Below are 12,986 nucleotides of genomic sequence, written 5' to 3'. Positions count from 1 at the left end.
CTTTTCAATAGTACGCAAATACTGTCCATTTTAGCCCTAAAGGCAGATTGATTAGGGCACGTTTCAATTAACTCCATTCTTGGGCACATTTTTGTGCCCTTTTTTTCGCCACTAGATCAAGGAATAACGATGAGACTTTCTTCCATCGTGTCTCGAGTTTATTTAGGTTTCTTCGTACTGATTGTGATCATGCTGGGTTCTGCATGGTTAAGCATCAGTAGCAATAAAGACATCACCACTCGAATCGAAAACATCACCCAGCAAGCTACGCCATTAATGCTTCAATCCTCCACGTTAACCATCCGATTTCTGGACATTAATCGCAGCACCACACCCTACTTATCCGCTAACTATATTGATGAACTTGAGCCACTGAAACAAACCGTCTTAAACAACATCGAGCTATATCAGCAGCAATTGAACTGGTTCGAAGGCAAGAGCGTAGCTGGTTCACAAATGGAAGCCATGCTTAACAACATCACTCAAACAGGTTTGTTGACTATCGATAAGATAGAGCAGGTATTAGAGCTTTATGTTGAGTATTTGGATAGCAAAGATCTTGGTTCGATGGGACAAGCGCAATTTCAATCTGTGGTGGGACAGCTCAATAATACTTTGGTGAATCAACTCGCGAGTGCAGATTCAGAGCAGACACAAAAGGCAGTCGAAGCTTTGTTGGTGCAATTGAGTTTGATTGCCGCGGAAGCCAGCGAAGCGTTTTCACTGCAAACATCTTCCGAGGTTCGTGGGGTAGAGCGTCGCCTACAAAGTCGCAAAGAGCGATTCGAACAAGCGGTCGCAGATTTAGATAATCTGGATTCATCTTTGCTGCGCCGCAGTAAACAGTCTTTATCGTTGCTCGCTTCACACGCGTTTTCAGCCAGTGGCTCAGTCGCTACCCATAAAGAAACCGTCAAACTCGATGAGTCTATCTCCCTTCAAAAGCAGGAAATTGAACAGCTAATCGATCAACAGTTAAGTCACTTTGATGAGCTTTCAATGTACGCTGAAGACACCGCGACACGCCTGTATCACGAATCGATGGACTCTTCACAGCAAGCCCTTGTGATGCAGGGTTTTATTGCACTTGCTTCCGTGCTTATTGCTCTGTTGATCGGGTTGAATATTGCCAAAGGTATCCGTAAACCAAGCAAGCTGCTACAAAGTGCACTCGACCAAGTTGCCAATAAAGACTTGAGCGCGATGGTGCAGTATCAAGCCAATAATGAGTTCGGCTCAGTGAGCGACAAGGTCAACTTAGTGATCAGTCATCTGACTCAAATGATTGAGAACATGCGTTATTCGTCGACGTGCTTAAAAGAGGCGTCCATAGAGAATCAAAGCACGAGCCGTTCATTGAGCGAGGCGATGCAAGACCAAACCAATCAGACCGTGATGGTGGCAACAGCTATGGAGCAGATCGAGTGCTCGGTGACCGAAATAACTCAAGCCGCTAATCAAACGCTAACGCTTGTAACCGAAGCGGTGTCGAGTTCCTGTGCTGGTCAGAAGACCATGGATAAAAGCGTCGAGTTAATGGGCAGTTTAGAGCGTAAGTTAGCAGAATCAACAGCGACCATTGGCCAGCTCGAAAGCGAAAGTGCCAGCATTGGCTCCATTTTGGATGTGATATCTGGGATCTCTGAGCAAACTAATCTACTGGCGTTGAATGCGGCAATAGAAGCGGCGCGAGCTGGAGAGCAAGGGCGTGGTTTCTCTGTGGTTGCGGATGAGGTTCGAGTGTTAGCAGCGAAAACCAATGCCTCGACGCAAGAGATACACAACAAGATCGAGCAGTTGCAAACTAGCTCTAAACTGGCGGTTGAACAAATCAATCAATGTGTGGTGGGGATGGTTCAATGTGTTGAGCAAACGGGCGAAGTGAATCACTCGATATCGACGGTGTCTGATCTTCTCAACGAAGTAGAGCAAAGAAGTCATCAAATTGCGACCGCGACGACAGAGCATCAAGTGGTTGCCTCTCAAGTCACTCAAAATATCAGCCAGATACACATCTTGGCTGAAGATAACTCACAACGATCTCAGGTTTTGTTTTCTCATGGTCAACAGCTTGAAACCATGTCGCAGCAACAGTTCTCACTAACTCAAGAGTTTAAGCTCGCGGAGCAATCAGAAAACGAGGTTTAAAGGCGACTCTAAGTTTTTCAATGTTTCACGCCCAGCCTTTGCTGGGCGTTGTTGTTTCAAGTTTCGGGTTCTGGAAAGAGAATTAGAAGTGCCTATGAAATGTTCCCATACAATTTCGCATAGCCACTGAAATAATAGGGTCAATTTTGCTCTGTATATTACCGCCTGTTGCAGGTTCATCACCGAATCGTGCTTTTTGAAAACGGAGTTTATGCATGCTTGTTAGCACTTTGGGAGCAAGTAACCGAGTGCTGTTTTGATAAGGTGAGCAAGAATCTCATGAAACAGTTTCATGGTGTGAAGTGAATCTGTAAGCGCTTTCAAGATTTCCAAATCCAGCCTTTTTACCTCCAAGTTTAGTGTGATGACACTCACTTCAACTAAAACGTAATTTCTTAATAATCGTTTTGTAAGCGGTTACAAGCTAATGAAGTATCGAGGTTCGAGTGGCAACAATTAAACACGTATCAGAGCATGCAGGTGTGTCTCAAGCGACAGTGTCTAGAGTGATTAACGGCACCAGTAGAGTGAGCCACGACAAGAAGTTAAAGGTTGAAAAGGCGATCAAAGAGCTGGGTTATCGCCCGAACTCTATCGCTCAGGCTTTGGCTTCAAGTCGTACCGGAAGTGTGGGTGTTGTTGTTCCAGAACTGGGCGGATCTTTCTATTCAGGCATCTTGCATTGCATAGAGGAAAACCTACGCCGCTTCGGTTACCACGCAGTGGTTACAGCGGGTTCGAACACCGAACAAGGGCAGCGCGAGTCGGTGGAGTTTCTGTTGGGGCGTCGTGTCGATGCTTTGATTCTTCATACTCAACTGCTCAGTGATGACTATTTAATTGAATTGGAAGAACAGGGAACCCCTGTGGTTTTAATTAACCGCTTCATCCCAGAAATGGCGATGAGTTGCATTGATATTGATAACGAAGTCGGGGGGCTACTCGCTACTCAATATCTTTTGCAAAAGGGACATACAGATATCGCGTGTATTACCGGGCCTTTAGATAAAGCCGACGCTAGGGGGCGTTTGCAGGGGTATCGCAAGGCACTGGAAGAAGCCGGTGTGCCATACGATGAAGCCTTAGTCTCTGAGGCGGGATTTACTGAAGAGACAGGCATCAGCGCCATGAAGAAGTTGATCAACAGAAAATGCCACTTTACGGCGGTATTTGCTTCAAACGATCACATGGCATTTGGCGCGTTCGAAGTTTTGCATAAAGAGGGATTGTCTGTTCCGAGAGACGTTTCTCTTGTCGGCTTCGATAACACCATTTTCGCGCGCTATCTGACCCCTAGTTTGACCACCATTAATTTCCCCATTGAAGAGATGAGCATTGAAGCAGTACAGCTCACTCTACAAAAGCTAAAAAAAATCAAACATGACGTGAACTTTAAATTGCTGCCGACGTTGGTCACTAGAAACTCGGTATCGGATTTACTCGTTACCCTATAAAAATATTAAGGATAGAACATGAAATTTAAGACCTTGGCGCTCTCGTGCGCGGTTGCTTTAGGACTAGGTGCAACAGCAGTAAATGCTGCTGACAAAGAGATTCGTTTCGACGGTTTCCCTGATTTTGATAGCAGCCTGAAGGTATTACTGCCTGATTTCGAAAAGGAAACAGGGATTAAAGTTGATTACCTTATGAACAACCACGGTGACCACCACACAAAACTGACCACTAACCTAGCAACGGGCTCTGGTGCAGGTGATGTGATTGTTGTGGACGTAGAGAAAATCGGTCCATTCGTTGGCTCTGGTGGCCTAGTTAACCTGTCTGAAAACTACGGTGCAGATAAATACGAAGAACGATTCGCACCTTACGCATGGGCACAAGGTAAAGGCGCTGATGGCGATATGTACGGCATTCCTGTCGACCTGGGTCCAGGTGTTATGTACTACCGCACCGATGTGTTTGAAAAAGCGGGCATCAATGTAGAAGAAGCAATCAAAGATTGGGATTCATACATCGCTGCTGGTGAAAAACTGAAAGAGCAAAACGTACAACTTATCGCTTCAGCTGCCGACGTTGCACAAGCGATCATCTTCACAACGGTTCCTGAAGGAGAAGGTCTTTACTTCGATAAAGATGGCAACCCAGTTGTGACATCAGAACGCTTTGTTCACGCTTTTGAAGTGGCAAAAGAGATTCGCGACAAAGGCTTAGACGGCCGCATTTTGGCTTGGTCTAACGAATGGTACGAGGGCTTTCGCAACGGCACATTTGCAACTCAACTTTCTGGCGCTTGGCTACTTGGTCACCTAAACAACTGGATCGCTCCTGAAACCAAAGGTAAGTGGGCGGTAGAAAACCTACCTGATGGCATCTACGGCAGCTGGGGTGGTTCATTCCTATCGATTCCAACTCAATCTGACAACCCAGATGAAGCATGGGCACTTATTGAATACATGACGACGGATCGTGATGTTCAACTTAAGCACTTCGAAACGATTGCGGCTTTCCCTGCGAACGTAACGACATATGACGATGAGCTTTTTCAAGAAGAGATGGAATTCCTAGGTGGACAGAAAGCACGTCTACTATTTGCTCAAGTGGCACAGAACATCAAGCCAGTATCTCCAGCTCAAGGCGACCACGTAGCACGTTCTATTATTTTAGAGAACGCATTGATGGAAGTGCTTGATGAAGGCAAGGACATCGAGACAGCACTTAAAGAGGCAGAGCGCCTAATCAAGCGTCGTACGCGTAATCTTTAATTTGTTATTACTTTGAGTAAGTGAGGAAGCGTGGACAACGCGCTTCCTTTTTTAAGAGGTCGTTACTATGAATCATACAGCGAGCACAACGATAGAACCTGCGGACAAAAGCCTTTTTTCTCGTCTAAATCTGAAAGCGCTTACACCGTATGGATTCCTTCTGCCGTTTCTGATCATTTTTTCTGTATTTGGGATCTTCCCGCTGTTGTTCTCTGTTTATCTGTCGTTCCACGAATGGAATCCAGTACAGGGCATGGATGCAATGGAGTTCGTTGGTTTTGAGAACTATCACATTGCCTTGACTGACCCATGGCTATGGCGTTCATTAAAGAACACATTGTGGCTAGCAATCACATCGGGTGTTGCTCAGCACTTAGTCGCTATTCCAGTGGCTTACATGTTGGTTTCAATGGGTGACCGTATGCGTCACTGGCTAACATCGGCGTACTTCCTACCGTTCATCACATCAACGGTCGCAGCATCACTGATTTTCTTCAACATGTACTCTCCTAACTCAGGAATTATCAACCAAACGTTAATGGCATTGGCCGATAGCACGCTGTTTGGTTGGGCATTTGCTTGGGTTAACGATTTTCAACCAATCCGCTGGTTAGACGATGCCACTATGGTGAAGCCGTCTATTGCGATCATGGTTTTCTGGAAATACACAGGTTTTAACATCGTCCTTTACACCACAGGTTTAATGACGATTCCTAAAGACATCTTAGAAGCTGCACGTATGGATGGTGCCAATGCCTTCCGCCGCTTCTGGAACATTTCACTACCAATGATTCGCCCATTCATCTTCTTTGCTATCACGATGACCATCATCGGTAACCTGCAAATGTTTGAAGAACCGTTCGTATTAACACGTGGTACAGGCGGTACTGGCCAATCTGGTTTAACTATCTCGATGTACCTCTACAAAGTGGGTTGGGAATGGCTAGAAATGGGCACAGCATCTGCTATCTCGTGGTTACTGTTTGCACTCATCGCGACTTGTACATTGGTTCAATTTTTACTCTTCGGTAAGAAAGGCTTAGGGGAACATTAAGATGTCGACATCAATTAAGACAAATACCTCACCACTAAGTGGACTGATGCCAAGCGAACGCAGCATGTACATTCTGACTAAGATCTTGATGGTCATGTTAGGCATCTTACTGGTTGTTTCAGCGCTGATTACAGTCTTTCCATTTGTATGGTCGGCGCTGCTATCAACTCGTGACCGTTCTGAAATTTTCGGTACGGGCATTAGCTTTGCGATTGGTGATAGCTTGGCGATTAACTACGCCAAGTTGCTTGAAATCATGCCGTTTTGGAAAGCGATGTTTAACTCGATTTATGTGGCTTTCTTAGGCACCACCATCTCGCTGCTGTTTTGTAGCATGGGTGGCTACGCGTTTGCTGTGTTTAAGTTCCGCGGTAAGAACGTGTTGTTCGGCATGCTGGTTGGCTCAATGGCGATTCCGCCGGTGCTTAGCTTGATCCCTTACTTCATGATCGTGAAATTCTTAGGCTTGCTGGATAACCACATGGCGGTATGGCTACCGTTCACTACGACACCATTTGGTATCTTTTTGATGCGTCAGCACGTGATTGCATCGATTCCAAAAGAGCTACTTGAAGCAGCGAAATTGGATGGTGCAGGTGAGTTCAGAACGTACTGGAGTGTGGTATTGCCACTGATGAAACCAGCACTAGCAACACTGGCTATCGTTCAGTTCGTTTTCTTCTGGAACATGTTTATGCAGCCTCTCGTGGTGCTTAACAACCCAGATAATTACGTGATTACACAGGCGCTACGAAGCGTTCAAGGCATTCCGAATACGCCATGGGGCGCGGTAATGCTAGGCACCACAATTTCTATTTTACCGCTCGTGATTACTTACCTGTTCGCATCGAAACAGATGATCAGTGGTTTAACGTCCGGCGCAGTCAAAGGTTAGGTTTAAGGGTTATAACAATGAATAAATATCAACTTCCAAGTGATTCAAAGTTACGCAGTAAGGAATTTGTATTCGGTGTCGCGACATCTTCATACCAAATTGAAGGCGGCGTTGAAGAGGGCGGTCGTACACCGTCTATCTGGGACACTTTCTGCAAGACGCCGGGCAAGGTCGATAACGGCGACAATGGTGATGTGGCGTGTGACCACTACCACTTATGGCAACAAGATATCGAGATGATTCAAGGCTTAGGTGTTGATGCTTACCGCCTATCAATTGCATGGCCGCGTATCTTGCCGCAAGACGGTGTAGTCAACCAACAAGGTCTAGAGTTTTACGGTCAGATCATCGACGAGTGTCATGCTCGTGGCATGAAAGTGTATGTGACTTTGTACCACTGGGATCTACCGCAATACCTTGAAGACAAAGGCGGCTGGTTAAACCGTGAAACGTCTTACAAGTTTGCAGAATATGCAGAAGTGGTGAGTAACTACTTTGGCGACAAAATTGATGTTTACACCACATTGAACGAACCGTTTGTATCTGCGTTCCTAGGCTACCGTTGGGGCGAGCATGCTCCGGGTATTAAGGGTGAAAAAGAAGGCTTCTTGGCTTCTCATCACTTAATGCTAGGTCATGGTTTGGCGATGCCGATTCTTCGCAAAAATGCGCCTCACGCTAAGCATGGTGTGGTATTTAACGCGACTCCGGCTTACCCACTGACACCGCAAGATCAAGGCGCTGCAGACTACTGTGAAGCAGAGAACTACCACTGGTTCATCGACCCTGTACTGAAAGGTGAATACCCACTGCCAGTCGTCGACCGCCAAGCGATGAACATGCCGATGATTTTAGAAGGCGACCTAGACATCATAAGCGCCCCGGTTGATTACATCGGTATCAACTACTACACACGCAATGTCGCTCGCTTTAATGAGAACGGCGACATTGAATCGGTGAAACAAACCGATGCTGAACACACTTACATTGGCTGGGAAATCAACCCACAAGGTTTAACCGATTTATTGGTAAGACTGGATGCTCGCTACGAAAATATGCCACCTATCTACATCACAGAGAATGGTGCAGCAGGTAACGACGAGCGTGTTAATGGACAAGTAATGGACGACCAACGAGTTCGTTATTTCCAAGGTCATATCGAAGCGGTTCACAACGCGGTTGAAGCGGGTGTGAAAGTCGACGGTTACTTCGCTTGGAGCCTGATGGATAACTTTGAGTGGGCATTCGGCTACTGCCAGCGTTTTGGCATTGTCCATGTTGATTACACCACCCAAGAAAGAACATTGAAACAGAGCGCAATTGCGTACCGAAACATGCTTCAAGAGCGCGCTGAGGAGAACAGATAATGGCTAAAGTAGAATTTAAGAACATCAAAAAATCATTCGGTGATGTTGAAGTCGTCAAAGAGTTTGATTTTACGGTTGAAGACGGTGAGTTCGTGGTTTTCCTTGGCCCATCTGGCTGTGGTAAATCGACAACGCTACGTATGCTTGCTGGCCTTGAAAGCATCAGCTCTGGTGACATCGTGGTTGGCGGCAAGCTGATGAATAAAGTCGACGCTAAAGACCGTGACTTGGCGATGGTATTCCAAAGCTACGCACTGTACCCGCACATGACAGTGTACGAGAACATCGCATTTGCTCTGAAGCTGAAGGGCATGCCAAAAGCAGAAATCGACGTAGAAGTGCTAAAAGCGGCGAAAATGCTAGAGCTTGATCCACTACTGAACCGTAAGCCGAAAGAGCTTTCTGGTGGTCAGCGTCAGCGTGTGGCAATGGGCCGTGCGATGGTTCGTACGCCTAAGGTTTTCTTGTTTGATGAGCCGCTGTCTAACCTAGATGCAAAACTTCGTGGCGTGATGCGTGAAGAGATCAAACATCTACACCGTGAACTAAAAACCACCACGATCTACGTAACCCACGATCAGATCGAGGCGATGACATTGGCGGATCGCATCGTGATCCTGAAAGACGGATATGTTGCTCAAGTTGGTACACCAACCGAGGTGTTCCAGCGTCCGGCAAACAAGTTTGTCGCGCAATTCATTGGTAACCCATCAATGAACATGTTGGAAGCAAAACTGATTGAAAAAGAAGGCGAGTACTTCGTTGAAATCGGCGATGTTCATATCCCACTGCCTGAGCGCTTTAAGTCTCTGGCATCTAAGAACCTAGCTCTGCATTTTGGTGTTCGTCCAACAGATATTCACCTACGTGCCGAGCAAGTTGCCCACGACCGCGTGCTGCCATTCCCTGTGAAAATCAAAGACAAGGAACTACTAGGCGCGAGCATTCTTCTGAAAACAGAAATTGGCGGTCAACCGCTGATGGTTGAAACCCAAGCCGCTGAAGTGGATGTAAAAGATCTGACGCTTTACTTGGATTTGGATGCTTTCCACTTGTTTGATGCATTGAGTGAGAACTCGCTAGCGAGCTGATTTGCAAGAGCTAGTTATTTTGCAACAGCCAGTTGATCTGCAAGGGCGAGTGAGAGAAGCCTGACTCAAACGGCTAAGTCAGTCATTGAGCTGACACCAACCAACTTACGACAAATTGTTTTGGCTCCTCCTGATTTGGGAGGGGCTAGGGATAGTGATGATGAAATTCGGATATTTTGACGATAAAAACAAAGAATACGTAGCAACCACGCCGTGCACACCAATCAAATGGTGTAACTATGTTGGCACATTAGATTTCGGTGGCATTGTTGATAGCAACGGTGGCGTGTTGTTGTGTAAGGGCGATCCGGCACTGAACCGTATCACCAAGTACATTGCACAACTGCCAAACTCAGACTTCAAAGGCTCGACCCTATACCTCAAGGTGCGTGACGAAGCGGGTAACGTAGAGGTGTTCTCACCTTTCTATACACCGACTCTGAAGCCGCTTGATAAGTTTGAAAACCACACTGGCTTGTCTTACACCACCATCATTGCAGAAGCGTTTGGTGTGCGTTGTGAAGCGACATTCTTCGTGCCAAAAGCTGACCAAGTGCTGTTACAAGACATCAAAGTCACCAACATTTCAGATAAAGCCCTGCACGTTGATGTGGTTCCTGTGTATGAGTTCACACACTTTGATGCGCTTAAGCAGCTACTTAATGCTGATTGGGTTCCACAAACCATGACGCTGAAAGCGCACCAGCAAGAGTCGGGTCATACTGTGCTTGAGCAGTATGCCTTCATGAAGCGCGACTACGCGGTAAATCTGATGACAGCGGATCGCCCTGCGACGTCGTTTGATGGTGATCGCCAATCATTCCTTGGTCAATTTGGTTACGGCACATGGGCTGCCCCGCAAGCGTTAGAAAACGATGAGCTTGGCAATACTGAGTGTTTGCGTGGTGACAACATTGGCGCGCTTAACCTGCGTTTGGGTTGGTTATCTCCAGAGCAGACAGAACGTACGGTCGTACAAATCGCGCAAGAACAGAGCCTAGAAGCTGCACTTCCTCTGCTGGCTAAATATCGTGACCATCAAGTGGTTGATTCAGCTTTCGCTGAACTGGCTGAACATTGGGATGGTTACCTACAAGCGGTTCAGGTTGAAACGCCAGACCCTGCTATGAACTCGATGCTTAACGTACATAACCCACGTCAGTGTCACACCACTAAAAACTGGTCTCGTTACCTGTCTCTGTACCAGCTTGGCTATGGCGCACGTGGCATCGGTTTCCGTGATTCTTCGCAAGATATTTTAGGCGTAATTACTCACATGCCGGAAGAGGCGCGTGAGTTTATCGAGCGTCTGTTGTCTGTGCAAAACACCAACGGTTCTGCGATGCACCAGTTCTTCCCATCAACCATGGAAGCGAACGCGGGTGACTCGCGAGAAGAAGAAGATCGCCCTGATTATTACGGCGATGATCACCTGTGGATCATCTACGCGGTCACGCAATATGTGAAAGAAACGGGCAATGCAGACTTCTTGAATAAAGAGATCCCGTTTTATCAAAAAGACAAAGCGGGTAACCCAGTCGAAACGGGAACGGTTTGGAACCACCTGTGCCGCGCGATTGAATTTACTTATACCAATACTGGTGAGCACGGCCTACCGTTGTTAGGTTTTGCTGACTGGAACGACACGGTGAACCTGCCAACGGGTGCTGAGTCGATGATGGTGGCGAACATGTACGGCAAAGCACTGCTCGACATGTTGGATTTGTGTGAGCTGCGTGGTGAAGCGCAACTGACGGCTAAGTTTAACGATCAGTACCAACAGATGCAGAGCACGGTCAATGAGTGTGGCTGGGATGGCGAATGGTTTGTTCGTTACTTTGATGAGCAGGGCTTGCCGATCGGTTCTCATAAAAATGAGCAAGGGCAGATCTACACCAACGGTCAAAGCTGGCCGGTGATCTCTGGTTTTGCGACTCAAGAGCGTGCTACTCAGGCGCTGGATTCGGTTTACAACAAACTAAACACTACCAATGGCATCAAGCTTTCAACACCGGGTTACAACGGCTTTGATCCTCAGCTAGGTGGTGTTTCAACTTACCCACCAGGTGCAAAAGAGAATGGCGGTATCTTCCTGCACTCTAACCCTTGGGTGATGATCGCAGAAGCGAAAATAGGCAACGGTGAGCGTGCTTACGAGTACTACCGTCAAATCAACCCAGCTTCTAAGAATGATGACATTGATACCTTTGAATCTGAGCCTTACTGCTACCCACAAAACATTTTGGGTGATGAACATAAGCAATTTGGTTTAGGCCGAAATGCGTGGCTTTCTGGTACTTCATCTTGGACATACGTTGCGGGTACGCAGTGGATTCTGGGTGTTCGTCCTGAAGTGGATGGCTTGCTGGTGGACCCATGTATTCCTGCTGAGTGGCCTGAATTCAAAGTGCGTCGTCAGTTCCGTGGCGCGACCTACAATATCCATGTTACCAACCCAAATAACGTGTGTAAGGGAGTGGCAGAGATGAAGGTCAACGGTGACCTAATTTCAGGTAATAAAGCGCCAGTGTTTACCTCTGGTGAGCACACCATCGAGGTGATTTTAGGTTAACAAAGAGAAGGGCGCTTTATGCGCCCTTTATTGCTTCTTTAGTTTGGTTCTTTAGTTTGGTTCTTTCGTTGCGTTGTTTCGTTAGCAATGCGTTCTCTGGGGGCTGATTTCGCATTCAGCGGCTGTCTTACTTTGCTTGCCTTAGTTGGGTTGATAGTTGGCTTGGCATTGCCAAGTGAAGGTTTGAGACTGGTTCGGGCTAAGCGTTAATAAGCCAATCTGGTTATTGAATGCATCGGCAGGGCAAGTCATGGGCTCTATTGCAATGCTTTGCTCACTTGTCGGAGTGTATAGCTGAACAAATGGGTAGCTTGCATCTTGTTGATAATGAATTGCGGCTGATGAATCTGAGTGTGTCAAAGTCAGTTGGTTGGTTGCCTTCGAATCAAATTCAAAGCAGTGGTTTAGGCTTTGACTGGTCAGGGAGTCACCCAAAGACAAACGGTCAAAAGCCTGTTTTTCACCATTGGGTAGGTCGTTCTCATGTACGACCTCAGTGCAAGGCGACATAGCGAGTCCACATTGTGCTAGCTCAGTGCCGAGTGAAAAGTAAGGGTGCCAAGCATCACCGAATGGGAAGGCTGAATCACCCAGATTAGAGACGGTCGTTGAGGAAGAGAGCTTACCCGTTGTGTCGATAGTGAAGGTGACTTCAAGGTTAAAAGCGAACGGGAAAGCAGGGTGTAAAGATGATGTCTGATATTGCAGCGTCACACTGGCTGATTTTTCATTGGCTGCGCTGTTTTTGATTGAAAAAGGTTGGTTGTAGAGCAAGCCATGTACGGCGTGATCAGACCAAGGGAAGTTAGCTGGGAGTTGATGGTTTTGGTTGTCGAAACTGTAGCGACCTAAGTTTAAACGATTTGGAAAAGGGAATAATTTAGCACTGCGGGAAAAGAACGGATGTTGGTTGATCAGTTCATCATAATTCTGATAACCACAAATAAAAGAGAATGGACTGTTATTTACGATATACTTATTAATAACAGCACCAAATCCATTGATTATTTGAAGTTCTATACCATGTTGGTGGTTTATTAATGTGACAGAGTCAATATTTCCAAATTTTTCATTTATAATTTTAAACATGTTGATGTCTCCATTTTTAAAAGATATTAACAAGAAGAAAAAAATATTCA

9 protein-coding genes are annotated in these 12,986 nt (G+C 46.4%); 8 read left to right on the top strand and 1 reads right to left on the bottom strand.

Going from position 1 to position 12,986, the window contains the following annotated elements; all coding sequences use genetic code 11:
• Positions 1-129 precede the first annotated feature (129 nt).
• The 8 genes from AB4512_RS03185 to AB4512_RS03150 all read left to right on the top strand — a co-directional run bounded on the left by AB4512_RS03185 (position 130) and on the right by AB4512_RS03150 (position 11,847).
• The gene (locus tag AB4512_RS03185; protein ID WP_372174401.1) at positions 130-2,148 is read left to right on the top strand and encodes a methyl-accepting chemotaxis protein; all 2,019 of its coding nucleotides are present in this window, start codon (positions 130-132) and stop codon (positions 2,146-2,148) included.
• Between the two features lie 446 nt (positions 2,149-2,594).
• Positions 2,595-3,602 carry a LacI family DNA-binding transcriptional regulator gene (locus tag AB4512_RS03180; protein ID WP_017068575.1) on the top strand — a complete coding sequence of 336 codons (1,008 nt, stop codon included), beginning with the start codon at positions 2,595-2,597 and terminating at the stop codon, positions 3,600-3,602.
• Between the two features lie 18 nt (positions 3,603-3,620).
• Entirely contained in the window at positions 3,621-4,868 is a 1,248-nt protein-coding gene (locus AB4512_RS03175; RefSeq protein ID WP_372174400.1) for an ABC transporter substrate-binding protein, read from the top strand.
• Positions 4,869-4,935: 67 nt separating this feature from the next.
• Positions 4,936-5,922 (top strand): carbohydrate ABC transporter permease, encoded by a 987-nt coding sequence (locus AB4512_RS03170; protein WP_017061567.1) that lies wholly within the window; start codon positions 4,936-4,938, stop codon positions 5,920-5,922.
• 46 nt (positions 5,923-5,968) lie between these two features.
• The gene (locus AB4512_RS03165) at positions 5,969-6,817 is read left to right on the top strand and encodes a carbohydrate ABC transporter permease (RefSeq protein ID WP_017077012.1); all 849 of its coding nucleotides are present in this window, start codon (positions 5,969-5,971) and stop codon (positions 6,815-6,817) included.
• 17 nt (positions 6,818-6,834) lie between these two features.
• On the top strand, positions 6,835-8,184 hold the full coding sequence (locus AB4512_RS03160) for a GH1 family beta-glucosidase (RefSeq protein ID WP_372174398.1): 1,350 nt from the start codon (positions 6,835-6,837) through the stop codon (positions 8,182-8,184).
• Positions 8,184-9,275, top strand: a complete 1,092-nt coding sequence (locus AB4512_RS03155; protein WP_017061570.1) for an ABC transporter ATP-binding protein — start codon at positions 8,184-8,186, stop codon at positions 9,273-9,275. Before AB4512_RS03160 ends, AB4512_RS03155 begins: the two co-directional genes overlap by 1 nt.
• Positions 9,276-9,432: 157 nt before the next feature.
• Positions 9,433-11,847 carry a GH36-type glycosyl hydrolase domain-containing protein gene (locus tag AB4512_RS03150; protein ID WP_372174396.1) on the top strand — a complete coding sequence of 805 codons (2,415 nt, stop codon included), beginning with the start codon at positions 9,433-9,435 and terminating at the stop codon, positions 11,845-11,847.
• Between the two features lie 141 nt (positions 11,848-11,988).
• Here AB4512_RS03150 and AB4512_RS03145 read toward each other — a convergent pair whose 3' ends face one another.
• Positions 11,989-12,936: an aldose 1-epimerase gene (locus AB4512_RS03145; RefSeq protein WP_372174394.1), complete on the bottom strand. Its 948-nt coding sequence runs from the start codon at positions 12,934-12,936 to the stop codon at positions 11,989-11,991.
• Positions 12,937-12,986 lie beyond the last annotated feature (50 nt).

Origin of the sequence: Vibrio sp. 10N.222.52.B7 (genome assembly GCF_041474275.1) — a bacterium.
Classification (GTDB): Bacteria; Pseudomonadota; Gammaproteobacteria; order Enterobacterales; family Vibrionaceae; genus Vibrio; species Vibrio crassostreae_C.
The sequence above is the reverse complement of the archived record's forward strand: the minus strand, read 5'-3'. Positions and strand labels throughout refer to the sequence as shown.